The 23,243-nt window shown below is 61.9% G+C and carries 27 protein-coding genes and 1 pseudogene; 16 read left to right on the forward strand and 12 right to left on the reverse strand.

The features are described 5' to 3' along the window. Position 1: 1 nt before the first annotated feature. Complete coding sequence (locus tag ACOQOT_RS16715) at positions 2-664, forward strand: Smr/MutS family protein (protein WP_420560286.1); 663 nt, start codon at positions 2-4, stop codon at positions 662-664. Beyond that, a complete protein-coding gene (locus tag ACOQOT_RS16720; RefSeq protein ID WP_420560287.1) occupies positions 661-1,038 on the forward strand; it encodes a helix-turn-helix domain-containing protein in 378 nt (125 codons plus the stop codon). The genes ACOQOT_RS16715 and ACOQOT_RS16720 overlap by 4 nt, the downstream gene beginning before the upstream one ends. Positions 1,039-1,221: 183 nt before the next feature. Here the strand turns inward: ACOQOT_RS16720 and hslU are convergent, their stop codons facing one another. The 4 genes from hslU to ACOQOT_RS16740 all read right to left on the reverse strand — a co-directional run bounded on the left by hslU (position 1,222) and on the right by ACOQOT_RS16740 (position 4,457). Further along, positions 1,222-2,529 (reverse strand): ATP-dependent protease ATPase subunit HslU, encoded by a 1,308-nt coding sequence (hslU, locus tag ACOQOT_RS16725; RefSeq protein ID WP_420560288.1) that lies wholly within the window; start codon positions 2,527-2,529, stop codon positions 1,222-1,224. A gap of 48 nt (positions 2,530-2,577) precedes the next feature. After that, a complete protein-coding gene (hslV, locus tag ACOQOT_RS16730; protein ID WP_420560289.1) occupies positions 2,578-3,144 on the reverse strand; it encodes an ATP-dependent protease subunit HslV in 567 nt (188 codons plus the stop codon). Between the two features lie 125 nt (positions 3,145-3,269). Continuing rightward, a complete protein-coding gene (locus tag ACOQOT_RS16735) occupies positions 3,270-3,914 on the reverse strand; it encodes a pyridoxamine 5'-phosphate oxidase family protein (RefSeq protein ID WP_420560290.1) in 645 nt (214 codons plus the stop codon). Positions 3,915-3,932: 18 nt separating this feature from the next. Further along, on the reverse strand, positions 3,933-4,457 hold the full coding sequence (locus tag ACOQOT_RS16740; RefSeq protein WP_420560291.1) for an HPP family protein: 525 nt from the start codon (positions 4,455-4,457) through the stop codon (positions 3,933-3,935). 124 nt (positions 4,458-4,581) lie between these two features. On the opposite strand from ACOQOT_RS16740, the gene ACOQOT_RS16745 reads away from it, so the two are divergent. The 10 genes from ACOQOT_RS16745 to coaA all read left to right on the forward strand — a co-directional run bounded on the left by ACOQOT_RS16745 (position 4,582) and on the right by coaA (position 13,438). Then, the gene (locus ACOQOT_RS16745; RefSeq protein WP_420560292.1) at positions 4,582-5,163 is read left to right on the forward strand and encodes a TetR/AcrR family transcriptional regulator; all 582 of its coding nucleotides are present in this window, start codon (positions 4,582-4,584) and stop codon (positions 5,161-5,163) included. A 325-nt stretch (positions 5,164-5,488) separates the two neighbouring features. Beyond that, positions 5,489-6,121: an imidazoleglycerol-phosphate dehydratase HisB gene (gene hisB, locus ACOQOT_RS16750; protein ID WP_420560293.1), complete on the forward strand. Its 633-nt coding sequence runs from the start codon at positions 5,489-5,491 to the stop codon at positions 6,119-6,121. Between the two features lie 132 nt (positions 6,122-6,253). Continuing rightward, entirely contained in the window at positions 6,254-6,814 is a 561-nt protein-coding gene (locus ACOQOT_RS16755) for a DUF2628 domain-containing protein (protein WP_420560294.1), read from the forward strand. Beyond that, positions 6,811-7,449 (forward strand): imidazole glycerol phosphate synthase subunit HisH, encoded by a 639-nt coding sequence (gene hisH, locus ACOQOT_RS16760; protein WP_420560295.1) that lies wholly within the window; start codon positions 6,811-6,813, stop codon positions 7,447-7,449. Before ACOQOT_RS16755 ends, hisH begins: the two co-directional genes overlap by 4 nt. A 17-nt stretch (positions 7,450-7,466) precedes the next feature. Continuing rightward, complete coding sequence (gene hisA / locus ACOQOT_RS16765) at positions 7,467-8,198, forward strand: 1-(5-phosphoribosyl)-5-[(5-phosphoribosylamino)methylideneamino]imidazole-4-carboxamide isomerase (RefSeq protein ID WP_420560296.1); 732 nt, start codon at positions 7,467-7,469, stop codon at positions 8,196-8,198. Next, positions 8,198-8,956 (forward strand): imidazole glycerol phosphate synthase subunit HisF, encoded by a 759-nt coding sequence (hisF, locus tag ACOQOT_RS16770; protein WP_420560297.1) that lies wholly within the window; start codon positions 8,198-8,200, stop codon positions 8,954-8,956. The genes hisA and hisF overlap by 1 nt, the downstream gene beginning before the upstream one ends. 128 nt (positions 8,957-9,084) lie before the next feature. After that, positions 9,085-10,605: a CHAD domain-containing protein gene (locus ACOQOT_RS16775; protein ID WP_420560298.1), complete on the forward strand. Its 1,521-nt coding sequence runs from the start codon at positions 9,085-9,087 to the stop codon at positions 10,603-10,605. A 149-nt stretch (positions 10,606-10,754) separates the two neighbouring features. After that, positions 10,755-11,795 (forward strand): pentapeptide repeat-containing protein, encoded by a 1,041-nt coding sequence (locus ACOQOT_RS16780; RefSeq protein WP_420560299.1) that lies wholly within the window; start codon positions 10,755-10,757, stop codon positions 11,793-11,795. A gap of 226 nt (positions 11,796-12,021) precedes the next feature. Next, the gene (locus tag ACOQOT_RS16785; RefSeq protein WP_420560300.1) at positions 12,022-12,387 is read left to right on the forward strand and encodes a phosphoribosyl-ATP diphosphatase; all 366 of its coding nucleotides are present in this window, start codon (positions 12,022-12,024) and stop codon (positions 12,385-12,387) included. A gap of 13 nt (positions 12,388-12,400) precedes the next feature. Beyond that, a complete protein-coding gene (coaA, locus tag ACOQOT_RS16790; RefSeq protein ID WP_420560301.1) occupies positions 12,401-13,438 on the forward strand; it encodes a type I pantothenate kinase in 1,038 nt (345 codons plus the stop codon). Here the strand turns inward: coaA and ACOQOT_RS16795 are convergent. Further along, positions 13,435-14,430 (reverse strand): adenosine kinase, encoded by a 996-nt coding sequence (locus tag ACOQOT_RS16795; protein ID WP_420560302.1) that lies wholly within the window; start codon positions 14,428-14,430, stop codon positions 13,435-13,437. The two genes, coaA and ACOQOT_RS16795, sit on opposite strands and share 4 nt — an antisense overlap. A 218-nt stretch (positions 14,431-14,648) precedes the next feature. Here ACOQOT_RS16795 and ACOQOT_RS16800 point away from each other — a divergent pair, with 218 nt between their 5' ends. Genes ACOQOT_RS16800 through ACOQOT_RS16810 form a run of 3 tightly spaced genes read left to right on the forward strand, consistent with a single transcriptional unit; the run spans position 14,649 to position 16,100 of the window. After that, the gene (locus ACOQOT_RS16800; protein ID WP_420560303.1) at positions 14,649-15,311 is read left to right on the forward strand and encodes a sulfate transporter family protein; all 663 of its coding nucleotides are present in this window, start codon (positions 14,649-14,651) and stop codon (positions 15,309-15,311) included. Beyond that, a complete protein-coding gene (locus tag ACOQOT_RS16805) occupies positions 15,304-15,723 on the forward strand; it encodes a hypothetical protein (protein ID WP_420560304.1) in 420 nt (139 codons plus the stop codon). Before ACOQOT_RS16800 ends, ACOQOT_RS16805 begins: the two co-directional genes overlap by 8 nt. Before the next feature lie 32 nt (positions 15,724-15,755). Further along, a complete protein-coding gene (locus ACOQOT_RS16810; protein WP_420560305.1) occupies positions 15,756-16,100 on the forward strand; it encodes a cupin domain-containing protein in 345 nt (114 codons plus the stop codon). A gap of 18 nt (positions 16,101-16,118) precedes the next feature. Here ACOQOT_RS16810 and nth read toward each other — a convergent pair. The 3 genes and pseudogenes from nth to ACOQOT_RS16825 all read right to left on the reverse strand — a co-directional run. Then, a pseudogene (gene nth / locus ACOQOT_RS16815) lies at positions 16,119-16,733 on the reverse strand (endonuclease III); the annotation flags it as partial. A 74-nt stretch (positions 16,734-16,807) separates the two neighbouring features. Beyond that, complete coding sequence (gene dmeF, locus ACOQOT_RS16820) at positions 16,808-17,758, reverse strand: CDF family Co(II)/Ni(II) efflux transporter DmeF (protein ID WP_420560306.1); 951 nt, start codon at positions 17,756-17,758, stop codon at positions 16,808-16,810. Positions 17,759-17,767: 9 nt separating this feature from the next. Then, complete coding sequence (locus ACOQOT_RS16825) at positions 17,768-18,034, reverse strand: metal-sensing transcriptional repressor (protein WP_420560307.1); 267 nt, start codon at positions 18,032-18,034, stop codon at positions 17,768-17,770. A gap of 109 nt (positions 18,035-18,143) precedes the next feature. Between ACOQOT_RS16825 and ACOQOT_RS16830 the strand changes: the two genes are divergently transcribed. Beyond that, a complete protein-coding gene (locus tag ACOQOT_RS16830; RefSeq protein WP_420560308.1) occupies positions 18,144-18,647 on the forward strand; it encodes a DUF2244 domain-containing protein in 504 nt (167 codons plus the stop codon). Between the two features lie 9 nt (positions 18,648-18,656). On the opposite strand, the gene ACOQOT_RS16835 is transcribed toward ACOQOT_RS16830, so the two are convergent. The 4 genes from ACOQOT_RS16835 to ACOQOT_RS16850 form a co-directional block, all read right to left on the reverse strand. Further along, positions 18,657-19,289: a 2,3-bisphosphoglycerate-dependent phosphoglycerate mutase gene (locus tag ACOQOT_RS16835; RefSeq protein ID WP_420560309.1), complete on the reverse strand. Its 633-nt coding sequence runs from the start codon at positions 19,287-19,289 to the stop codon at positions 18,657-18,659. 57 nt (positions 19,290-19,346) lie between these two features. After that, positions 19,347-20,156: a 4-hydroxy-tetrahydrodipicolinate reductase gene (gene dapB / locus ACOQOT_RS16840; protein WP_420561964.1), complete on the reverse strand. Its 810-nt coding sequence runs from the start codon at positions 20,154-20,156 to the stop codon at positions 19,347-19,349. Positions 20,157-20,358: 202 nt separating this feature from the next. Next, a complete protein-coding gene (locus ACOQOT_RS16845; protein WP_420560310.1) occupies positions 20,359-21,639 on the reverse strand; it encodes an OprO/OprP family phosphate-selective porin in 1,281 nt (426 codons plus the stop codon). A gap of 238 nt (positions 21,640-21,877) precedes the next feature. Continuing rightward, the gene (locus ACOQOT_RS16850; protein ID WP_420560311.1) at positions 21,878-23,206 is read right to left on the reverse strand and encodes an OprO/OprP family phosphate-selective porin; all 1,329 of its coding nucleotides are present in this window, start codon (positions 23,204-23,206) and stop codon (positions 21,878-21,880) included. Between the last annotated feature and the right edge of the window lie 37 nt (positions 23,207-23,243).

Consider the following 23,243-nt stretch of genomic DNA (forward strand, 5'->3'; position numbering starts at 1 on the left):
GATGGCCCGCAAACGCCCCGCCCGCCCCCTGTCACCGGAAGAAAAGAAACTCTGGAAAGAGGTGACGGAGACCGTCATCCCCGCGCCGGGCCGTATGGCCCCGCTGCTCGATGGGGAAGAAGGCGGGGGAAAAACCTCCGGCAAAATCGATACGGAAGCGAATCCATCCCCTAAGTCTGCCGTGAAAAGCACAAACCGGAAAAGCGGCACACCCGCGCCCTCTGCGAAGACCCTGCCCCCGCAAAGACTCGCCCGGAGCGAAATCGTCCGCGCGCCGAGCCCGCCGCCGCTCACGGGCCTCGACCGGCGCACTTCTCAGCGCCTCTCCCGCGGGCAGATCGAACCGGAAGCCTATCTCGATCTTCACGGCGAAACGAAAATGACCGCCGAAATGCGCCTTACCCGCTTTTTGCAGGATGAGCGCGCCCGCGGCACCCGCGTTGTCCTGGTGATCACCGGTAAGGGCAACGCGCCCCATTCCCGCCACACGTTGCACGGGCATGAGTTTTATCACACGCCCGAGCGCAAAGCCGTATTGCGCCAGCTCGTGCCGGACTGGCTGCATGGGGACCGGCTGCGCGGGCTCGTCGCCGGTTTTCAGCCCGCCCATCCCCGCCACGGCGGCGGCGGCGCGCTTTATGTCTGGCTGAGACGCAAGCGATGACTCCCTTCGGCGAAAAGCTCCGCGTCCACCGGGAGCGCAAGGGCCTCAGCCAGGCGGAACTTGCCAAGGCGGTGGGGGTAAGCGCGGCTTATCTCTCCGCCCTTGAGCACGGGTACCGGGGGCGGCCGGGCTTCGATCTCGTCCAGCGGATTATCGGCACGCTCGGCATTATCTGGGATGAGGCAGAGGAACTGGTTGCCCTTGCCCGCCTCTCTCATCCCAAGGTCACGATCGACACCGCCGGCCTTCATCCAAAGGCGACGGAGGCGGCCAATCTGCTTGCCAAAGAGATCCGGTTCCTGCCTGAAAAAGACCTCGATGCGCTTTTGCGCTTCCTCGAAAAAACGCGCAAATCCGGGCCTGACTCGCGCTAAGCGGTAGATGGGCGTCGGCCGGATTCGTTTTCAGCGAAGAAATGGGAAGGCCAAGGCGCGCGGAATAATGGCGCACCGCCACCTTTGAAGGCAGCGCGGATTCGCGCCTTGCGAAAGGGGTGCGGGAGATGGATTCACCAACTTGTTCCGCTACCGGATTGAAGAGTCAGCGCGCTAGAGAGTCTAGAGGATAAAGCGCGTCAGGTCCGTGTTTTTCGCCAGCTCGCCTACATGCTCATCCACATAGGCTTTATTGATGGTCACGGTTTCCCCACTCCGGTCGGAGGCGGTATAGGAAATGTCGTCCAGCACCCGCTCCATGATCGTATGGAGCCGGCGCGCGCCGATATTTTCCACGCTCGTATTGATTTCGGCGGCAAGCCCGGCCAGCGCGTCGATCCCGTCTTCTGTGAAATCCAGATTCACACCTTCGGTTTCCATCAGAGCTTTGTATTGCTTGATGAGGCTGGCTTCCGGTTCAGTAAGGATGCGGCGGAATTCTTCCTTTGCCAGCGGCTGCAGCTCGACCCGGATCGGCAGGCGCCCCTGTAGTTCGGGCAGCAGGTCCGACGGTTTGGCGAGGTGGAAGGCGCCCGAGGCGATGAAGAGAATATGGTCGGTCTTCACCGTGCCGTGCTTGGTGCTGACCGCCGTTCCCTCGATAAGGGGCAGGAGGTCGCGCTGCACCCCCTCCCGGCTGACATCGGCACCCTGCCGGTCGGCCCGGGCGCAGATCTTGTCCACCTCGTCCAGAAAGACGATGCCGTCATTCTCGACCGAGCGGATGGCGTCCTGCACCAGGGCGTCCTGGTCGAGCAGCTTGTCGGATTCCTCGGCGATGAGAATGTCATGGGAGTCTTTGACGTACATTTTCCGCGGTTTTGTGCGTCCCCCGAAGGCTTTGCCGAAAATATCGCTGAGATTGACCATACCCATCTGACCGCCGGGCATTCCGGGTATGTCCATCATGGGCATACCGCTGGCGCTCTCGGTTACTTCGACCTCGATCTCCTTGTCATCCAGCTCGCCGGCCCGCAGCTTGCGCCGGAAGGCCTCCCGCGTCGCTTCGGAGGCGCCTGCGCCCACCAGCGCATTCAATACCCGTTCCTCGGCGGCCAGATGTGCGCGCGCCTCCACTTCCTTGCGCCGCTTCTCGCGCATCAGCGTGATGGCGCTTTCCAGAAGGTCACGGATGATCTGCTCCACGTCCCGGCCGACATAGCCGACTTCGGTGAATTTCGTCGCTTCCACTTTAATGAACGGCGCTTCAGCAAGTTTCGCGAGCCGACGGGAGATTTCCGTCTTGCCGACGCCCGTGGGGCCGATCATCAGAATGTTTTTCGGCAGCACTTCCTCTTTCAAGGAACCGTCGAGCTGCTGGCGGCGCCAGCGGTTGCGCAGTGCAATGGCGACGGCGCGCTTGGCTTCGTGCTGGCCGACAATATAGCGGTCGAGTTCGGAAACGATTTCGCGGGGAGAAAAGCTGGTCATGGGCTGGCCTGTCGAAAACGGCTGAATTTTAAAGCAGGTGGCGCGCGTCTAGCGGGCGGAGGGAAGTTTCTCCACCACGATATTCTCATTGGTATAGACGCAGATCTCGGCGGCGATTTTCATGGCGCGGCGCGCGATTTCCTCGGCGCCGAACTCGGTATCCATCAGTGCGCGGGCTGCGGCCAGGGCAAAATTGCCCCCGGAACCGATGCCGATCACCCCGGCTTCGGGCTCCAGCACATCGCCGTTGCCGGTCAGAACCAGGGATGCTTCCGCATCCGCAACGATCATCATGGCTTCCAGCCGGCGCAAATAGCGGTCGGTGCGCCAGTCCTTGGCGAGCTCCACGCAGGCCCGGGTGAGCTGGCCGGGATATTGGTCGAGCTTTGCTTCCAGCCGCTCGAACAGCGTCATCGCATCCGCCGTCGCCCCGGCAAAACCGCCCACCACTTTGCCGCCGGGCCCGAGCGGGCGCACCTTGCGGGCGTTGCCTTTGATCACCGTGTCGCCGAGGGAAACCTGGCCGTCCCCCGCGACCACCACCTCGCCGCCCTTGCGGACCGTTAGGATCGTGGTGCCGTGCCAGGAAGGAAGGGGCGAGCTTTCGTGAGGCATATGTCATGTCCGGGTGGTGGAAGGGCGAGGAAGGCCGGCCGGTTTCCCGGCCCGCACGGCCTAACATGTGGCGCCCTTCCCGCCAAGATCAAGAAGCGCCCGCCCGGCACGCCTGCCCGCAGGCCTTACGTCAGCCCGACATGTTCGAACGGGCCGGGGTCGCCCCCCAATTCCCGGACTTGCGCTTCCAGCTGCTTGATCCGCGCTTCCAGCCGCGCGAAAGCCGGCTCCAACAGGTCCGGGGAATAGCGCGGCAGAATGTGCTGATGGCAATTCGTGTCCCAGGCTTCCACCGTGATGATGATCGCCCGCTCCACCGCCGCGTTATAGCCTTCCGGTTTCAGGCTGCGGATCAGCTCGTTGTCGCGCTCTTCCACCCGCGCGCGGCCCCAGATTTTGACGCGCCGCCTTGTCGGATAATCCATCAGGAAGAGAAAGCATTTCGGATTGTCTTTCAGATTGCCGATGGAAATATACTGCTTGTTCCCGGCGTAATCTGCGAACCCAAGTTCATGTTTGTTCAGGGGACGCAGAAAGCCTTTCGGCCCGCCCCGGTGCTGGATATAGGGCTGACCGTCCGCATTGGCGGTGGAAAAATAAAACGAATCCGTATTCGCCAGCCTTTGGATCAGATCTTCATTCACTTCGCCGCGCCAACCCATGGTTTGCTCATATCTTTCGTAGAATGTGCGGCTGCCCAGCCGCTCCTGCTCCGCCTTCACCGTGGGGGTGAAGCCGATATCGGTAATATAGCGGCGTTCTTCGCTCATAACGTGTCCTCCGTTCCTTTAGACCCAATAAAGCGGATAGGGGCGGCGGCCTGCGAGCCAATTCACGCCAATTCCGATCAAAACAATGAGAGCGCTGCCCGCGAGCACCGGATGCAGAAGCTGCGGCCAAGCCTCGGCAAGCCCTTGACCTGCCATCATGAAAACCAGGGGATCGGCGCCGGCTGGCGGGTGCACCGTGCGCGTGAGCTGCATGGCGACGACCGCCAGCGCCATGCTGGCGGCAAGTGCCAGCGGTGTGGCGGGCAGCAGCCCTGCCAAAATGAGACCGATCATACTCGCGATCAAATGTCCGCCGATCACATGGCGCGGCTGGGCAAGCGGGCTTTCCGGCAGGCCGAAAACCAGCACGCAGCTTGCCCCGAAGGGGGCCATCAGCCAGGCAAGGCCGCTCCATTCGCTAAGCAGCCCGCAGGCCCCGATAGCGAGAAATGAGCCGAGCCCCGCCCAGGCAATGCGTTTGAGCGGGGGCACCCCGGGCCGGGTGGCCACGGGCGATGCGGGGGATGCGGCGTCAAAAGGCATAGGGGACTCCCAAGTGATACGGTTCGGTCTATCTATAGCTTCAAAAGATGTTTTACAAGACCGCTCCGTCTCATTAGACTGATTTTATCCGGTTTCGCCGGTGCCAAGCCCGAGGAGATACGAGATGCCCCGCCCTTCCCGCCGCGACGATGTCGTGGACAGCGCCATGAAGCTCTTCGCCGAAGAAGGCTTTCATGCGGTGGGGATCGACCGCATCCTTTCCCAAGGCGGGCTCGCGAAAATGACGCTCTACCGTCATTTCGACTCCAAACAGGCACTGATCCTGGCCTCCCTTGAAGCGCGCAACCGGCAGATCCTCGCCTGGTTCGGCCGCAAACTTGCTGAAAGCCACTTGCCGCCGCCGGACCGCCCGCTGGCGCTTTTCGATGCGCTGGAAGAATGGATCGGCGGGGAGACGGAGCTCGGCCCTTTCAATGGCTGTATGTTCGTGCGCGCGGCGGGGGAGTTTCCGGATCTTGCCGACCCCATCCATCAGGCGGCGGCAGAAGCAAAAGAGAACCTGCGCGCGACGATCGTTTCTGCTGTGGAACTGGCGGGCTATCTGGAGGCCGAAGATCTGGCCGGTGAGCTCATGGTGCTGAAGGAAGGGGCGACCGTGCTTGCCCAAATTCACGGCTCCGCCGAGCCTGTCCAGCATGCGCGGCGTACCGCCCGCGCCCGGCTGCGCGCCTGGCTGCGCGCTTAAGTGAAAGGCGCAAATCCGGGCTTTCTGAGCTTTGTGCCCTAAGCAAATGAGTCCGCAGCGAAATTTCGCTTACCGCACAGATTCACCTTTGGTTAATAATAAGAGGTTGGACCTCCGCCTTAATCTGGAATCGCGCGTTTCAGGACCTCACACGTATCCCGCTAGATTTTTATGGTTAACCTTTTCTAACCGTTTGAGCGGCTAGGCTTTTTGTCTTGTCTGCCGGGCCCCGCGCCCGGGGCGGGCAAAACCCTGTGGCGGCGGCAGGCCGCCCATGTTAGAAGCTGTCGAAACTGGTGGGTCATCGGGTCTGCCGGGACTTTGAATGAAGGATGCTCCCATGCTCGCCGAGACGGGCGGCCGCACGGCCACGGTGGAACGCAAAACGAAAGAGACGGAAGTCTTCGTCTCTCTGGATCTGGACGGCACCGGCGATTACGACATCGATACCGGCATCGGCTTTCTCGACCATATGCTCGAGCAGCTCTCCCGCCACTCCCTGATCGATCTGAAAGTGCGCGCCGAGGGTGATCTTCATATCGACTTTCACCACACGACCGAAGATACGGGCATCGTCATCGGCGAAGCGCTGCGCCGTGCGCTGGGCGATCTGAAAGGCATCCGCCGCTACGCTTCCGCGCTCATCCCCATGGATGAGACGCTGACCCGCTGCGCCCTCGATGTCTCGGGCCGGCCCTATCTCATCTGGAAGGTGAATTTCACGAAGCCGAAGCTCGGCGATATGGATACCGAGCTTTTCCGTGAATGGTTCCAGGCCTTTGCCTTCAATGCCGGGATCACACTCCACATGGAAAACCTCTATGGGGAGAACAATCACCACATCGTGGAATCGAGCTTCAAGGCACTTGCCCGTTCGCTGCGCGATGCGATCGAGATCGACCCGCGCAAGGCCGATGCCGTCCCCTCGACAAAGGGCATGCTGGGCACGAACGGCTAAGGCAGCGTTTGCTCAACGGGCCCGTTGCGGGGCTGGTCTTTTCGCCGCTAATCGCCTAAGTAAAGCGCGCAACCCGCAACGCACTGGGCGCGCTTTTGGGCCGCCCGCCGGATGCGCCGCCAAAGGTTCCGGATGAAGTTCTACACCGTCCATCTCAATGACGCGGAAACGCGCGAGACGCGCCAGATCGTCTTCGTCAAGGAAGGCATGGCCTGGCCGGCGCTTGCCATACCGCTGCTCTGGCTGCTTTATCACCGGCTCTGGTTCGAGGCGGCGGGCTATTTCGGCCTCTCGCTTCTTTTAACCGCGGGTCTCGTCTATCTGGGCTATGGCGAAACGCCGATCATGATCGCCTCTTTTGCCCTCCAGCTTTTAGTGGCGGCGGAAGGCAATGAGCTGCGCCGCCTGGCGCTTGCCCGCAAAGGCGCGGGCTTTGCCGCCATCGTGCGTGGGGGCAGTGAGGAAGAAGCCGAGGAACGTTTTTTCCGTGATTATGACGGCGCCTTGCCCGCGCCGCGCCCCGCCCCCGCCTGGGGCCTGCCGCTGAAAGGCGGCGTCTGGCCGGCGGCACATGAGCGGGCGGGCGCCAAGAGCCAAGCGCAAACCGCGCCGCGTTCACCCCATGGGCGGGAGCAAAGCCGAGGCAATGACGTGCTCGGTGTCTTTCCCGAACCTTCCGGATGGCGGACATGAAAGTAGCAATCGTCGATTACGGCTCGGGCAATCTGCGCTCGGCGGAAAAGGCTTTTGAGCGTATGGCCCGTGAAGCAGGCCTTGCCGCCGATATTCTGGTCACGCCCGACCCGGAAGAAGTGCTGAGCGCCGACCGCGTGGTGCTGCCCGGTGTCGGCGCTTTTGGCGATTGCCGCCAGGGGCTCGGCAAGCTGACCGGCATGATCGAGGCGCTGGAAGAAACGGTCATCAAAAAAGGCCGTCCCTTTCTCGGCATCTGTGTCGGCATGCAGCTTATGGCAAGCGCCGGCCACGAGCACGGCACCCATCCGGGCCTTGGCTGGATTAAGGGCGATGTCGTGCCCATAGAGCCTGAGGATGAAAACCTGAAAGTTCCTCACATGGGCTGGAACGAGCTTCATATTTATGGGGCGCATCCGGTGCTGGAAGACCTCGGCGCCACCCACGCTTATTTCGTGCACTCGTATCATTTGAAAGCGGCAAACCCGGGAGAGGTTCTGGCCGAGGTGGATTATGGCGGCAGGCTTACCGCCGTTGTGGCGCGCGACAATATGATCGGCACGCAGTTCCACCCGGAAAAAAGCCAGACACTCGGCCTGTCCCTTATTCGCAACTTCCTTCACTGGAAGCCGTAACGTTTTGGAGACCTGAGATGATCCTCTTTCCCGCCATCGATCTGAAAGACGGCCAATGCGTGCGCCTCGTGCACGGGCTGATGGATCAGGCAACGGTCTTCAACGATAACCCGGCAGCCCAAGCCCGCGCCTTTCAGGATGCAGGCTTCTCTTATCTCCACCTTGTCGATCTGAACGGCGCTTTCGAAGGCAAGCCCGTCAATGCCGGCGCGGTGGAGGCGATCCTGAAAGAGATCGATCTGCCGGTGCAGCTCGGCGGCGGCATCCGCGACATGGGCACGATCGAGGCCTGGCTTGAAAAAGGCGTGACCCGCATCATCATCGGCACGGCGGCGGTGAAGAACCCGGAGCTCGTCATCGAGGCCTGCAAAAAATATCCGGGCCGCATTGCCGTTGGTCTCGATGCCAAAGACGGGCGCGTTGCGGTGGAAGGCTGGGCGGAGGTTTCCGACCTCACCGCCTTGGATATGGCGCGCCGCTTTGAAGATGCGGGCGTTGCCGCCATTATCTATACCGACATTTCCCGCGACGGCGCGCTGCAGGGTCTCAACATCGAGGCAACGGTGGCGCTTGCTGAGGCGATTTCCATTCCCGTGATTGCAAGCGGCGGTCTTGCCTCCATCGACGATGTGAAAGAGCTTTTAAAGACAGGCTGCAAAAACATCGAAGGGGCGATTTCCGGCCGCGCGCTTTATGACGGCCGTCTTGATCCGAAAGAAGTTATCGCGCTCCTGAAAGAGGCTGCCTGATGTTGAAGGTCCGCATCATTCCCTGTCTCGATGTGAAAGACGGACGCGTCGTCAAAGGCGTCAATTTCGTCGGCCTGCGCGATGCAGGCGATCCGGTGGAAGCGGCGAAAGCCTATGATGCGGCGGGCGCGGACGAGCTTTGCTTTCTCGACATTACCGCGAGCCATGAAAAACGCGGCACCCTGATCGATGTCGTGCGGCGCACCGCCGAGCAATGTTTCATGCCGCTGACGGTGGGCGGCGGCGTGCGCACGGTGGACGATGTGCGCCGTCTTCTTCTGGCCGGTGCCGACAAAGTGTCGATCAATACCGCCGCCGTCACCAATCCGGAATTCGTGCGCGAGGCGGCGGAGAAATTCGGCAGCCAATGCATCGTCGTTGCCATCGATGCGAAAACCGTCGCGCCCGGCAAATGGGAAATCTTCACCCATGGCGGGCGCGAGCGCACCGGCATCGATGCGGTGGCGTTCGCGAAAAAAGTCGTGGCGCTCGGCGCGGGCGAAATCCTTCTCACCTCCATGGACCGGGACGGCACGCGCGAAGGTTTCAACCTGCCGCTCACCCGCGCCATCTCCGATGCGGTGCGGGTGCCGGTCATCGCCTCGGGCGGCGTCGGCACGCTCGACCATTTGGTGGAAGGCGTGACCGAGGGTCACGCGAGCGCGGTTCTTGCCGCCTCGATCTTTCATTTCGGCGATCACACGATCGGCGAGGCGAAAGTCCATATGTCGAAGGCCGGGATACCGATGCGTCTTTGAGACGCATGCCGCACTGACTGCAAGTCACGGCCGATTTCCGTTTGGCCCCCCTTCAAGCGCGCGTCATAGTCCTGTCATGTGAAATGGGGCAGGTGAAACCGGCCATGTGAAACCAGTTGGGGCAGGCCTTGCGCGAGATCGAACTGAAATTGCTGCTGGATACGCGCGCCCTTGCCCGCTTGCCGCAAACGGCCTGGGCGGGACGGAGCGACCTCGCCCATGTGAAGCGCCAGCGCCTGCGCTCCACTTATTTCGACACGCCTGATCTCGCGCTTAAAGCGGCGGGCTTCACGCTTCGGGTGCGCGAGGCGGGCGCCAAGCAAATCCAGACCGTCAAGGCAAAGCCGCGCGGCACGGGCCTCGCCCTTGATCGGGCGGAATATGAAAGCCCGGTCGGTGCTTCCGCCGCCCTGCCCGATCTCGGTCTCCTGCCGGAGGAAGTGGCGGGCGCGATCGAAAAGCTCTGCGGCGCTGCGCCGCCCCGGCCCGTCTTCACCACCGATATCCGCCGCCGCACCGCCTATGTCAAAACCCCGGATGCGCTGATCGAACTGGCTCTCGATGAAGGGGCCATTCTGGCAGGAGCGGAAAAAGAGCCGCTGCGCGAGCTGGAACTGGAATTGAAAGAAGGCGCGCCGCTCGCCCTTTACCGGGAAGCATTGGTGCTCCTTGAAGAAGTGCCCCTGCGCCTCTCGCTGCGTTCAAAAGCTGAACACGGGTTCAGGCTTGCCTCGGGCGGCGCGATTTCCCCGGTCAAGGCTGCGCCCATCGAGCTTGAAGCCACCGCCACTGCTGGTGAAGCACTGGAGGCGGCGCTGTCGAGCGCCCTCTCCCAGATCTTGGCAAATGAGCCGGCCATCATGGAAGCAGGCGATCCGGAAGGCATTCACCAGATGCGGGTGGGCCTGCGGCGGCTGCGCGCCATGATCGGTCTTTTGGGGGACCATTCCGAAGAGTTGAACCTACTTTCATCCAAAGCGAAGGAGTATGCCGCGATCCTGGGCGAGGCCCGCGATCTCGATGTCTTCGAGGAAGAGATTTTAAGCCCGGTCGCCGCGCTCGATCTCCTGGACGTGGATCTCGCGCCCATCGTCTCGGCGCTGAAGCGGGCGCGTAAAGCCGCCTGGACGCATGTACGCGCCGCTCTCAGTGAACCTGAGTTCACTAAATTCCTGCTCACCCTTGCCTGTGAGATCGAAGCGTTGCGCGAGGCGGGAAAGGAAGGAGATTTGGGCGCTGCGGCGCGGGAGGCGGGTGCGGCCAGGCTGGAAAAGGCCGCAGCAAAGGCCGGGAAGCTGGGACGGAAATTCGCGGCACTTCCTCCGCCCGCGCGCCATGAATTGCGCAAGAGGCTGAAAAAACTGCGGTATGCGGCGCAGGTTTTCGAGCCGCTTTTCAAATCCGGCCAAACCGCGCCCTATCTCACCCATCTCGGCGCGTTGCAGGACAGTCTGGGGGCGCTGAACGATGTAGCGGCGGCGGAGGAAACGCTGGCCCGCCTGCCCGTCGCCGCCCAGCACCGCACGGCAGCCGCCAAAGCGGGTGGCTTTATCCTCGGCTATCATGGCCGCCGCGCCGAACAGGATCTGAAGGCGGCGGAAAAACTTTGGAAAAAATTTGCGAAGGCGCCGCGCTTCTGGCAGGGCTGAGCGGGCAGCAGACGCAGCGTCACCTTGGTGCTTTAACCCTAAAAGTCGCAGTTTTTAAGCAAAACCTGCCTGTTTTTGTCGTACTTTCTAAGAACCTTTCAGGCAAATTGGCCCATAGACGAATTGCCCGGCTCTGGGGGGAGGCCGGCATGCCGAAGATGGGTGGCCGCTCCTCCATGACTGTACTTTCCGGATACCGGGTAACGCCCGAGCTCCTGCGCCGTTTGCACGTTTTGCACCGCCGCTATATCCGCGGGATGCGCGACGGGCGGCGCGCTGTGCTGAAAGATTGCAATCTCTCCGATCTCGTCATCACGGCCCATGACTTTTCCGATTCCGAATTCATTGCTTGCAATTTCAAGGGCGCGGTCCTGGTCGATACGCATTTCGAGCGGGCGAACCTCTTCGGCTGTTCCTTTACCCAGGCGGACCTGACCCGCGCCAATTTCTCCCGCGCCGACCTGCGCGGGGCGAAATTCGACGAAGCGATCCTCACGCATACCGTTTTCAAGGAAGCGGACTTACGCCGGGGCGAGGTGATCGGCACCGAGGGCAAGCTGCTCTCCGCGCAGCCGGAAACCTCCTTCAAGGCGGCGCAACTGGAGCGGACGGAGCTCTCGGGCTCGCGGCTCGGCGGGGCGGATTTTGCTGCCGCCCGGCTGAAAGGCGTTAGCTTCCAGAACGCCGATATGCGCTATTGCAGCTTCAAGGGCGCGGAGATGAACGAAGTGGTGCTGCAGGGCGCCAATCTCATCGATGCCGATCTGCGCCAGGCCGCGCTCGATGAGGCGACCGAGCAAAGCACCAGCCTGATGCGGGCCCAGCGCGCCCGTCCCGGCCCTTCCGCCGACGATCTGCCCGATATTCTGAAAGCCCATTTTGCCTGGGCACAGAGCGGCGGAAAGACCGGCGCGCGCGCCGATTTCAGCCAGATGGACATGAGCGGGCGCTATCTCGGCAAAGCGGTTCTGGCGGGCGCCGTCCTGCGGGGCACGGTGCTCACGGATGCGGACCTCTCCAATGCGGTGCTTGCCGCGTGCGATCTTCGGGATGCGGTCCTGCTGCGCACCGATCTGAGAGGCGCGGACCTACGCGGTGCGGATTTGCGCGGCGCGCATCTGGCCAATGCGCTGCTTGACGATGTGCTGCAGGGCCGGATCGGGGAAGCCGGGCTTGCCACCCGCGCCTGAGGCCGCTCTCGGCATTCCCTCTCCCGTCCTTCCCTAACGGCATTCCCCAGGGGTCTAAGCGTTTTTCAGCCCTGAAAAAGCGGCCTCAACATTGAGCTCTTTCCCCCTTTGCCCTTCGCTGGCGCTTCTGCCACAAATCTGATACGAAGACGCGCCCCGCAAGGCGGGTTTCCCGCGGCTTTGGGCCGGTCTGGAACTCTAAAGTGAACTGAAGAGGCAGGATAAGATGGCGCAGGAAGCCGGTGACGGCCGTCAGCTCGACCGCTTGTTCGAGACCATCGCCGCCCGCAAGGGCGCCGACCCGGACGCGTCCTATACCGCCAAGCTCCTGCATCGCGGCGTTGAAAAATGCGCGCAGAAAATGGGCGAGGAAGCGGTGGAAACCATCATCGCGGCCACCGCGCGCGATAAAGCGGGCGTGATTTCGGAATCCGCCGACCTTCTCTATCATTGGCTGGTGCTGCTCGCCGCCTCGGACGTGACGCCGCAGGAAGTCTACGCCGCGCTTGCCCGCCGCGAGGGCACATCCGGCCTTGCCGAAAAAGCAGCGCGCCAGAAGACTGACAAGAACGCTGCGCCCAATAAAAACTGAAAGGGGCCGCCTTATGACAAGCGCGGAACAAAAGTCGCCGGCAGGTCCGGGTGAGGCGCAAAGCGCTAAAGGCAAAGAGCAGGCAAGCGCGGAAGAAGCCAAGCTCCGCCTGACAAGCGATCTGTCCCCCTACCGGCATTTTGAAACCGCCGACTGGGGCGATCTGCGCGAGGATACGCCGCTCACCCTGTCCGAAGCCGATCTTGAGGTGCTGCGCGGCTGGGGCGAGCGCATCTCGCTCGATGAAGTGAGCCAGGTCTATCTGCCGCTGTCCCGCCTCCTCAATCTTTATGTGGGCGCGACCCAGGACCTTTACCGCGTCACCTCGCAGTTCCTGCGCCAGAACCACGCCAAGGTGCCCTACATTATCGGGATTGCCGGTTCCGTTGCCGTGGGCAAAAGCACGACGGCGCGTATTCTGCGCGAGCTGCTCGCCCGCTGGCCGAACCATCCGAAAGTCGATCTCGTCACGACCGACGGCTTTCTCTATCCCAATGCGGTGCTTGAAGAGCGCGAGCTGATGGGCCGTAAGGGCTTTCCGGAAAGTTTCGACATCAAGCGTCTGGTGCGCTTTCTCACCGATGTGAAATCGGGCTGCAAGCGCGCCGCCGCGCCCGTCTATTCCCACTTCTCTTACGACATCGTGCCGGGAGAAGAAGTGGTGGTCGAGCAGCCCGATGTGCTCATCGTCGAAGGGCTGAACGTGCTGCAAGGCCCGCGCATTTCAGACGGCGGCGCGCCGGAGCTCATCGTTTCGGACTTCTTCGACTTCTCCGTCTATATCGATGCGGATGAAGAAGTGATCCGTGACTGGTATATCCAGCGCTTTCTGGACCTGCGCAAAACCTCATTCCAGAATCCTGATGCTTACTTCCACCGCTACGCCAATTTGACGGACGAAGAAGCGGTGAAGGTCGCCGACGGTATCTGGACCTCGATCAACCTGGCGAACCTGCATCAGAACGTGTTGCCGACGCGCCAGCGCGCCGACCTTATCCTTCGCAAGGGTACGGATCACTCGATCAAGGACGTTTACCTGCGCAAGCTTTAAAGCAGGTCTTTTTCGTCCGCCAGTTCCTTCAGCGAGGTCATGGGCCGCGGTCCGTAATGGCTGATGGATTCGGACGCTGCGAGCGAGCCGAGCTGGCCGCAGCGCACCGGCCCGTAGCCGCGCGCCAGGCCGAAAAGGAAGCCGGCCGCATAAAGATCGCCCGCGCCGGTGCTGTCGACGATTTTCGGAATCTTCACCGCATCCACCACATGCACCTCGCCGTCCGCCACGATGACGGAGCCGGCTTCAGAGCGTGTCAGCGCGGCGAATTTGCAATCCTTGCGCACGGCCTGCAATGCGGCGTCGAACGTGTCGACTTCATAAAGCGACATGATCTCGGCTTCGTTGGCAAAGAGAAGATCGACCTCTTCTTTTGCCAGTTTGCGGAACTCGTCGCGGTAACGGTCGACGCAGAAAGAATCCGACAAGGTAAGCGAGACCATGCGCCCGGCTTCATGGGCAATGCCCGAAGCTTTGACGAAAGCTTCCTTCGCGCGGGGCGGGTCCCAGAGATAGCCTTCCATATAGGTGATGGCGGAGGCCTTGATCAGGTCTTCGTCGATATCCTCCGGGCCGATGCCGCCGGCAGCGCCCAGAAACGTGTTCATCGACCGCTGGGCGTCCGGCGTTACGAGAATGTAGCAGCGCGCGGTGGAAGGGCCGTCCGTGGCCGGCACGGTGTCGAAATGCACGCCCATGGATTTCAGATCGTGCTGAAAGACTTTGCCGAGCTGATCGTCGCGCACCTTGCCGAAATAAGCGCCCTTGCCGCCCAGCGAGGCGATGCCTGCGATCGTGTTGGCGCAGGAGCCGCCGGAGACCTCTACCGCCGGTCCCATCTTCGCGTAAAGCTCTTCGGCGCGCGGCTCGTCGATCAGCGTCATGCCGCCTTTCTGAATGCCGTTGGCGACCAGGAAGTCGTCCCCCGCTTCGGCGATAATATCCACAATGGCGTTGCCGATCCCGGCGACATCGAAGCGGGCTGTGCTCATTCCGTATCCTGTCCGTCAAAATGCGTCTTTGGTTTACTGGGGCGGCAGTATAGGGACGCAGCGCCAAGGAACAAGCGCCGATCCTTCTGGGCGCGGCAGGTGCCAGCCGGGCCCCGCACGGCTTGTCATCAAGGCCAAAGCCGCTAAGCTGGCCGCTCCCGCGGCCTGGATCTTCTGCGATCCGGGCCCAAGGCGGACAAGCGAAGGATGACGACCCGATGTTCAAAGCCGCTCTGACCGCCGCGTCGGATATTTTCTCGCCCCCCTTCCGCGCCGTGCTCTGGAAGTCGCTTGCCCTGACGCTGGCGCTGCTCGTCGCGCTGGGTTATGGGGCGCAGTGGGGCATCGCCGCCATTCCGGATATGGAATGGGCCTGGGCGAACACCACGGTCGATCTTCTGGCGCAGTTCATTCTCGTCATCGTGCTTGTCGTCATGCTGATGCCGGTCTCCTCGCTCTTTGCCGGGCTCTTTCTGGAAGAGATCGCAGGCGCGGTGGAAGACAAGAATTATCCCGCCGACCCGCCGGGCAAGGACCAGCCCTTCTGGCAGGGGCTCTGGCTCGCCTTGAAATTCACCGCCGTGCTCGTCGTGCTCAATCTTCTGGCCTTGCCGCTTTACTTCGTTCCCATCGTCGGGGTCGCGGTCTTCTGGCTTTTGAACGGCTATCTGCTGAGCCGGGAATATTTCGAGCTTGTGGCGCTGCGCCATCTTGAGCCGAAGGAAGCCGCTTCCCTGCGCCGGACGCATCGGCTGCGGCTTCTCATTGCGGGGTTCTTGGTGGCGGCGCTCGCCAGCGTGCCCCTGCTCAATCTTTTCGTGCCGCTCTTTGCCACCGCTTTCATGGTGCATGTTTATAAGAGGATCATCCGGCTTGCGTAATTCATCTTTTTCTTTCGCCGCGCCGCTTGTGGGCGCTGCCCTCCTTCTTGCCGCCTGTGAAAGCCCGGGCCGCGCGCAGTTTGCCCCGCGCGCCGAGGCTGCGCCGCAGCAACAGGCAAGCGCCCCGCCCGCCCTTGACCCCGCCCCCGCCCCGGCCTCGCTTTTGGGTGCAGGAGCGGACGGCATCCGCGCCAAGCTCGGCGCGCCCGATTTCGTGCGTAAAGAGCCCGGCGCCGAAATCTGGCGCTATGGCGGGGAAGCCTGCACGCTGCTTGTGATCTTTTATGAAGAGGGAGCGCAAATGCGCGCCTCTCATATCGATGCGCGCGCGCCGGGCGGCGGCGCGGCGGATAAAGGCGCCTGTGTTGCCTCCGTCAACAAGGCGCTGCAGCTCGGCGCCCGCCCCGCCTGAGCCGGAACTGAGACTGGAACTGGGGCAGGAAGATGACGCGCAAGGCGCCGCCTCTTTTCAATTTTCTGGATGTGCCGCGCCCGGAAGTGCCGGGTGAAGCGCTTGAGGTGCTGCTGGCCCGCAAGGGCGTGCGGCTCGAGCGGATCGTCTCCCTTGGTCATGCAACACCCGAGGGCGAGTGGTACGACCAGCGGCAAGATGAATGGGTGATGCTGGCCGCGGGCCGCGCCGCGCTTCTCATCGAAGGCGAAGAAAAAGCGCGGGAGATGAAAGCGGGCGACTGTCTTCTTCTGCCTGCCCATTGCCGCCACCGGGTGACCTGGACGGACCCGGAAAGCCCGAGCGTCTGGCTCGCGCTTCATATCATGTCCGAGTAAAACCGGGCCTGAGTGAAATCAGGCCGCCGTCGTCTTGCCTTTGAAACGGCACAGATCGGCGACGATGCAGGCGGGGCAATCGGGCTTGCGCGCCTTGCATGTATAGCGCCCATGCAGGATCAGCCAGTGATGCGCATGAAGTTTGAATTCGGCGGGCACGGCTTTTTCCAGTTTCTTTTCCACCTCGAGCGGCGTCTTTCCGGGGGCAAGGCCCGTGCGGTTGCCGACGCGGAAAATATGCGTGTCGACGGCGATGGTCGGCTCACCGAAAGCGACATTCAGAACGACATTCGCCGTCTTGCGCCCGACGCCTGGCAGCGATTCCAAGGCGGCGCGGTCGCGCGGCACCTCGCCGCCATATTCTTCGATCAGTTTGCGTGACAGCGCGATGACGTTCTTCGCCTTGTTGCGGTAAAGGCCGATGGTCTTGATTTGATCGCGCAGCTTCGCCTCGCCGAGCTTTACCATTTTTTGCGGCGTATCGACGGTCTTGAAAAGCTTTTCGGTTGCTTTGTTGACGCCGACATCCGTTGCCTGCGCCGACAGCGCGACGGCCACGACCAGCGTGTAGGGATTGGTGTAATTGAGCTCGGTCTTGGGTTCGGGCAGAGCCGCGGCAAGGCGCGAGAAGAACGTATGGGTATCGGCTTTTTTCATGCGCAAAGCCTAGCCATTTCCGCTCCGCCCGCAAGCCTGATACGCGCGCCTTAGCCGCGCGGCGCAACCTCGACGGTCAGATGCGAAAGCTGCGGCAGGCCGGCAAGCTTCTGCTTGTAATAGGCGGGCGGCTCGGGCCGGTCCGTCTCGATGGAAAGGATCGCGGCCATATGCCCCGGCCCGACGCGCCAGAGGTGAAAATCGGCAAGCCTGTCGCCCTCTTCCTCGATGCGCCCGGCAATATGCGCGTGCAACTCCTCATCGGGCAGCGTGTCGAGCAGCACCGCGCCCGCATCGCGCATCAGCGTCCAGGACCAGCGCGCGATCACGATGGAGCCGACAATCCCCATGATCGGATCCATCCAGATCCAGCCATAAGCGCGCCCGGCAAGCAGGCCCAGAATGGCGAGCACCGAGGTCAGCGCATCGGCAAGCACATGGAAATAGGCCGAGCGCAGATTGTTGTCGCGCGTGTCATGGGCGTGATGGTGATGCGCGTGGCCGTGATCGTGCCCATGCCCATGACTATGACCGTGATCATGGCCTCCCTGATGCAGCAGAAAGGCGCTGAGCAGATTGACGCCGAGCCCCAGCACGGCAACGGCAATGGCCTCGTTGAAACGGATGGCAATGGGATCGATCAGCCGGGAAACGGATTCAGCCGCAATGCCGAGCGCGAAGACCGCCAGAATGACGGCGCTGGCAAAGCCTGCAAGATCCCCCACCTTGCCGGTGCCGAAACCGAAAACAGGGTCATGCGCATGGCGGCGGGCATAAAGATAGGCGAGCGCCGCGATGGTCAGCGCGCCGGCATGGGTTGCCATGTGAATGCCGTCCGCCAGCAGCGCCATGGAGCCGAAGGCGATCCCGGCCACGATCTCGCCGACCATCATGGCGGCGGTCAGCGCGATGACGGCCCAGGTGCGCCGTTCGTTGCGCGCGTGGTCGGCGCCGAGAAAGACGTGATCATGCGCGCCGCTTTCTGTCACAGGGCTTTGCATGGGCTCTCCTTAAAGATATTTCGCGATCTCGCGGAACTTGGCGAGTTCCTCTTCCATCTCCGGCGGCAGCGGGCCTGTCATTTCCGTCAGGTGATGGTCGATGTGATGAAGGATCATGGTCTTCTTGCCGTTTTCCAGTGCCCGGATCACCGCCTGCATCTGCTGGGCGATGTCGAGCCCGTCCCGGCCTTCCTCGACCATGCGGATGACGCTGGCAAGGTGGCCCTGCGCGCGCTTCAGCCGTTTCAGGATGTCCGGGTTATTGGCGTGGCTCATGGGCTTGTCATATCCCCCCGGGGGGGATGAGTCAAATCCCGGCTTCGCTGTTCCCCGGCGGGGCTTGCCGGGCACGGAGACCAGGCCTATTTTCAAGCCCATGCAGCCCATGGAAGATCAGGCGCCGCTCCGCCCCCCGCTTTATTTCGATGCCGTGCTCACCCCGCACCGCTCGCTTTCGCCGCGCGGCTTTCTGGTCATGATGGGCCTGGTGGGGAGCGTCAGTTTCATTTCCGGCATGGCGTTTTTGATGATGGGGGCCTGGCCGGTCTTCGGGTTTTTCGGGCTGGATGCGGCGCTCATCTATTTTGCCTTCCGCCTGAATTACCGCGCCGCCCGCGCTTATGAGACGGTGCAGATTTCGGGGGGCGAGGTCAGGGTGCGCAAGGTCGATGCGCGCGGCAATGTCACGGCCTGGAGCGCGCCGCCCTATTGGGCCCGTGTCGATCTGCATGAAGAAGAAGAGGCGGAGGAAAACACCCGCCTCTCGCTGATCTCCCATGGCCGCGCCGTGGTGGTGGGCGCTTTCCTTGCGCCTTTTGAGCGCAAGGAGCTCGGCGAGGCGATCCGCCAAGGTCTTGGCGATGCGCGCCGCGCCAGCAATCCTCTTTAGAGAATTCTCTTACGAATAATCCCGCTCGATCAGGATTTTCTTGGAAATCACTTCGCCCGTATCGCTGAGCTCATAAACGATGGGCGCACCCGTTGCGATATTGAGCGCGATCACCTCGTCCTGGTTCAGCTTGTCGAGCTGCATAACGAGCGAGCGCAGCGAATTGCCATGGGCGGCGACGAGCACGCGCTCGCCTTTCAAGACGCGCGGCAGGATTTCCTTTTCGAAATAGGGCAGCACGCGCGCCGCCGTATCTTTCAGGCTTTCGCCGCCGGGCGGGGGAATGTCATAGGAGCGGCGCCAGATATGCACTTGCTCCTCGCCCCATTTTTCCCGCGCATCGTCCTTGTTGAGCCCGGAAAGATCGCCGTAGTCGCGCTCGTTGAGCGCCTGGTCGCGGATGATGGGCAGGTCTTCCTGGCCGAGCTCGGCAAGAATGAGATCATTCGTATGCTGAGCGCGGGTAAGCACGGACGTATAGGAGACATCGAATGTGTAGCCCGCCTCTTTCAGCGCGCGGCCCGCGGCTTTGGCTTCCTCGATGCCTTTTTCCGTCAGGTCCGGATCGCGCCAGCCGGTGAAAAGGTTTTTCTCGTTCCAATCGCTCTGCCCATGGCGGACCAGCACCAGCAAATTACCCACATTCCACTCCGTTTTATCAAACCGCCCGGATGGCTAAAGCTAAGCCGGGCTCATCCTTCAAAGCTCTTTGAGGCCCAAAACATCGGCCATGCCGAAAAGGCCGGGGCCTTTGCCCTGGCCCCATTTGGCCGCCGCCACCGCGCCGCGCGCGAAAATCGCCCGGTCCTCGGCCACATGGGAGAGCACGAGGCGTTCTTTTTCGCCCGCGAAAATTGCCGAGTGTTCACCCACCACCGAGCCGCCGCGCAGCGTGGCAAAGCCGATATCGCCTTTCTTGCGCGCGCCCTTTTGCGAATGCCGGTCGAGATCGCTGACTTCTTTAAGGTCGGCGCCGCGCCCCTTCGCCGCCGCATTGCCGAGCAAAAGCGCGGTGCCGGACGGCGCATCGACCTTGTGCTTATGGTGCATTTCCAGAATTTCGATGTCCCAGTCCGCATCGAGAATGGCGGCCACCTGGCGCACCAGCGAGCTCAGCAGGTTGACCCCGAGGCTCATATTGCCTTCCTTGATGATCGTCGCGTGGCGCGCGGCAGCGGCGATCTTCGCGTTGTCCTCCTCGGAAAAGCCGGTCGTGCCGATGACATGGACGATCCGCGCCTGGGCGGCCAGTGCGGCATGTTCGCAGCTTGCCTCGGGCACCGTGAAGTCGATCACCGCATCCGCATCCTTGAAAACGGCCAAGGGGTCGGCGGAAACCTCGATGCCGAGCGGCTCGGGGCGCCCAGCAAGAAGGCCCAGATCCGCGCCGATATGCGGCGAGCCCTCAGGCTCCGTGCCGCCGGAAAGGGTGCAGCCTTCGGTTTCCAGCACCTGCGCCAGCAATTGCCGGCCCATACGCCCGCCCGCCCCTGCAATCGCAATCTTGATCTCGCTCATGGGAATACCCCGGATATCTCACGTCGCGCCCCAAAAAGGCGCCCGGGCGGTATATCAGGGGAAGGGGAAGGCGTAAATCCGCTAAGGGGCAGCCTCGGGCCAAGGCCGCCCCAAAGAAAAAGCCGCCATACCTTACGGCATGGCGGCTGATCCTGATTTGGGTCCGGGCGGGGAAGCCCCCTGCCCGCCCCTCTTAGAAGTCGAGCTGGATACGCGAAACCACAGCGTCGATATCTTCATCCGTTCCGGCGGCGACCCGGTCCACTTCGGCATGAACGTAGTTCAGCATCAGGCGGACATTCGGGTTGAAGTAATAGTTGGCGCCGAGCGTGTAGTTGTCTTCCTCGCCATTCGTGGCGGCGGCGCTGGCCTCCGACAGATCGACGGTGGAATAGCGGGCGGCAAGCTCGATGGCGTTCTCCGCCTTCACGCGGCCGAAGGTGCCCTTCTTGGCGTTATAAGGACGCGACTCGCCCGTCACGAACCAGCTGGCGAAGACATAGCCGCCTTCCAGGTCCGCATCGCCGAGACCGGCGGTGCGCTCGACCGTCGTCCAGTGATATTCGCCCTGCAGCGAGAAGGGGCCGAAGACCACGGCGGCTTCCGGGCCGACCTGGATCATCTTGTCCACATTGTTGACGGCGCCGGTATTGATGATGCCGCGGCCATCGTTGAACTCGGGACGCAGGTTGAAGCGCACCGTGTCGTTTTCAACGCCGCGGTAGCTGCCGGCAACACCTAGATGCACGGCGCGGGTCGCTTCGGCGATCGGCGCGTAATGCGTGCGGCCCGTCACGGCCCAGTCGGTCGTCTGGTTGTTGATGCCGCCATTATTGATGCCATCGGTGAAGAAGCCGGCGGCCACGCCCCAATTGTCACCGCCCGTATTGGCGCTGATGCCGATATTGCGGCTCGGCGCGAAAACGTTCGGCAGCGCGCGTTCGATAAAGGTGATGTAGTTGGAGCCGGTCAGTTCTTCGAGCGAATAAGGTTCTTTGTGGTTACCCACGGTCACCGACACGCCGCCCACATCCGTGGCGATATAAGCGTCTTTGATACGGACCTGATCGTTCTCGAGGCCGACCTGGAGTTTATATTTCCAGTCGCCCGCGACCTTGCCCGACACATCCCACCAGAAGCGGCGGATCTCGGCGCCATTGCCGATCTGCGTCACATCGTCATCGACGATCGTCGCATCCAGATGCATACGGCCGCCAAAGCGGATCGACCAATTGCCGTCACGGCTGGAAATCTGGAGTTTCTTGGAATCGAATTTCGGCAGATCGGAAAGATCGGCCGTGCGGGTTTCGAGTTCCTGCAGCCGCGCGTCGCGTTCCACGACCAGGCTTTTGAGTTCGCGCAGCTCGTTTTCGAGCGCATCGATGCGCGAGTTGACGTCATAGCCGGCAAAGGCCGGGCTTGCGAGCATGCTTGCAAGGCCAAGGCCCGCCAGCACAGCGTTCGTTTTCTTCATCTGTCCCATCCCTCGTTTCGGCTTGATGCCGGGAATGTGACAGTTTTGTAACGGGGCGGGTTAAGACCGGCTTAAATCCTCCGTGACCGGAGGACATTTATTTTATGAAGTGAACAACGGTCGTTTCAAAAGTAAGGGCTCGTTAATTTCTGGGCCCAAAGCGCTAGTCATTACTCAATAAAAAACCGCCCGGTCCGAAGACCGGGCGGCAAAGCGACTGACTGCGAGGGGTCGCTTCTTAGAAGTCCACAGCGAGGCGAGCGCCGAGGGAGTGGGCTTCTTCGTCCTGCGTTGCGCCGGTGGGGTGATCCACATCGGCATAGACGTAGTTGACGATGGCGCGGACATTCGGGTTGAAGTAGTGGTTCAAGCCGAGCGTGTAGTCCGTCTGCTCGCCGCGGTCGGCGGCAACCAGGCCATTGTCTTCCAGGTCGAGGTAAGACACACGGGCGAGAATTTCCCAGGCGCCTTCCGTTTTCAGACGGTCGAATTTGCCCGAGCCCGCCTTATAGGTGGAGGCGCGGGATTCGCCGGTCAGGAAGTAGCTCAGGTACACATAGCCGCCATGCAGGTCGATGTCGGAGTTGCCGTTGGTGCGGCCGACCTGCGTCCAGGCATATTCAGCCTGTGCGGAGAAGGGGCCTGCCACGAAGGCGACTTCCGGGTTGATCGACCAGGTGTCGTCCACATTGGCGATCGTGCCGGTGTCCACCAGGCGGTCGGCATTGTGAATGCCGGGACGCTGACGGAAACGGGCCGTGCCGTCCTGATCGCTCAGGTAGTAGCTCGAAAGGCCGAGGTGAAGGAGCGAGCCGCCCTTCTTGTCGAACATCGGCGCAACCGTGGCGCGGGCCACGATGCCGTTGTCTTCTTCGAAGCCATCGTCCGAACCGTCGACGAGATCGCCGGCAAACATGTAAGCAACGCTGACGCCGTAATTGTCGCCGCCGAAGCTCACGCCGCCGCCGAGGTTTTTGCCCGGCGCGAAGACGTTGTTGTTGCCGCGTTCCAGGAACGAGATGAAGCGCGAAGAGGTCTGCTCTTCGAGGCTGTACGGCATTTTGAACTTACCGACGGTGATTTCCGCCGGATCCCAGCCCACGTAAGAGATGTAGGCTTCTTCCAGATCAACGGAATCGCTCGGCGCATCGAAGCCGGCTTCGATCTTATATTCGAAATCGCCGCCGAGCTTGCCCTTCAGGCCGAAACGGGTGCGGCGCAGTTCAACGCCGGCGCCGATGTCATGGCCGTTCTGCAGGTCGTCCTGGTCCGCGATCGACGCGTCGATCTGAATGCGGCCGAAGAGTTCCATCGAGTATTTGCCGTCAGCCGACGTGATCTTCAGCTTCTTGCCGTCGAATTTCGGGAAGTTTTCGATGCCCGTGGTTTTGGCTTCCAGAGCTTCGATTTTCGCATCGCGCGCGTCGACCTGCGACTTGAGTGCGCGAAGTTCGTTTTCAAGTGCATCGATACGCGCGTTCACGTCGTATCCAGCAAAGGAGGCACCGGCGGTGCCAAGAGAAAGCGCAGCAAACGCAACGCCCCCCAGCAGAGCTTTCTTAAACATATCTATCTCCTCGTAAGGCGGAAATTGCCCCGGTCGA

Origin of the sequence: Tepidicaulis sp. (genome assembly GCF_965222285.1) — a bacterium.
Classification (GTDB): domain Bacteria; phylum Pseudomonadota; class Alphaproteobacteria; order Parvibaculales; family Parvibaculaceae; genus Tepidicaulis.

Coding starts and splice junctions, on each gene's coding strand:
- ACOQOT_RS16715 (WP_420560286.1), top strand. CDS start 2: ATGGCCCGCAAACGCCCCGCCCGCCCCCTGTCACCGGAAGAAAAGAAA.
- ACOQOT_RS16720 (WP_420560287.1), top strand. CDS start 661: ATGACTCCCTTCGGCGAAAAGCTCCGCGTCCACCGGGAGCGCAAGGGC.
- hslU (WP_420560288.1), bottom strand. CDS start 2,529: ATGACCAGCTTTTCTCCCCGCGAAATCGTTTCCGAACTCGACCGCTAT.
- hslV (WP_420560289.1), bottom strand. CDS start 3,144: ATGCCTCACGAAAGCTCGCCCCTTCCTTCCTGGCACGGCACCACGATC.
- ACOQOT_RS16735 (WP_420560290.1), bottom strand. CDS start 3,914: ATGAGCGAAGAACGCCGCTATATTACCGATATCGGCTTCACCCCCACG.
- ACOQOT_RS16740 (WP_420560291.1), bottom strand. CDS start 4,457: ATGCCTTTTGACGCCGCATCCCCCGCATCGCCCGTGGCCACCCGGCCC.
- ACOQOT_RS16745 (WP_420560292.1), top strand. CDS start 4,582: ATGCCCCGCCCTTCCCGCCGCGACGATGTCGTGGACAGCGCCATGAAG.
- hisB (WP_420560293.1), top strand. CDS start 5,489: ATGAAGGATGCTCCCATGCTCGCCGAGACGGGCGGCCGCACGGCCACG.
- ACOQOT_RS16755 (WP_420560294.1), top strand. CDS start 6,254: ATGAAGTTCTACACCGTCCATCTCAATGACGCGGAAACGCGCGAGACG.
- hisH (WP_420560295.1), top strand. CDS start 6,811: ATGAAAGTAGCAATCGTCGATTACGGCTCGGGCAATCTGCGCTCGGCG.
- hisA (WP_420560296.1), top strand. CDS start 7,467: ATGATCCTCTTTCCCGCCATCGATCTGAAAGACGGCCAATGCGTGCGC.
- hisF (WP_420560297.1), top strand. CDS start 8,198: ATGTTGAAGGTCCGCATCATTCCCTGTCTCGATGTGAAAGACGGACGC.
- ACOQOT_RS16780 (WP_420560299.1), top strand. CDS start 10,755: ATGCCGAAGATGGGTGGCCGCTCCTCCATGACTGTACTTTCCGGATAC.
- ACOQOT_RS16785 (WP_420560300.1), top strand. CDS start 12,022: ATGGCGCAGGAAGCCGGTGACGGCCGTCAGCTCGACCGCTTGTTCGAG.
- coaA (WP_420560301.1), top strand. CDS start 12,401: ATGACAAGCGCGGAACAAAAGTCGCCGGCAGGTCCGGGTGAGGCGCAA.
- ACOQOT_RS16795 (WP_420560302.1), bottom strand. CDS start 14,430: ATGAGCACAGCCCGCTTCGATGTCGCCGGGATCGGCAACGCCATTGTG.
- ACOQOT_RS16800 (WP_420560303.1), top strand. CDS start 14,649: ATGTTCAAAGCCGCTCTGACCGCCGCGTCGGATATTTTCTCGCCCCCC.
- ACOQOT_RS16810 (WP_420560305.1), top strand. CDS start 15,756: ATGACGCGCAAGGCGCCGCCTCTTTTCAATTTTCTGGATGTGCCGCGC.
- dmeF (WP_420560306.1), bottom strand. CDS start 17,758: ATGCAAAGCCCTGTGACAGAAAGCGGCGCGCATGATCACGTCTTTCTC.
- ACOQOT_RS16825 (WP_420560307.1), bottom strand. CDS start 18,034: ATGAGCCACGCCAATAACCCGGACATCCTGAAACGGCTGAAGCGCGCG.
- ACOQOT_RS16830 (WP_420560308.1), top strand. CDS start 18,144: ATGGAAGATCAGGCGCCGCTCCGCCCCCCGCTTTATTTCGATGCCGTG.
- ACOQOT_RS16845 (WP_420560310.1), bottom strand. CDS start 21,639: ATGAAGAAAACGAACGCTGTGCTGGCGGGCCTTGGCCTTGCAAGCATG.
- ACOQOT_RS16850 (WP_420560311.1), bottom strand. CDS start 23,206: ATGTTTAAGAAAGCTCTGCTGGGGGGCGTTGCGTTTGCTGCGCTTTCT.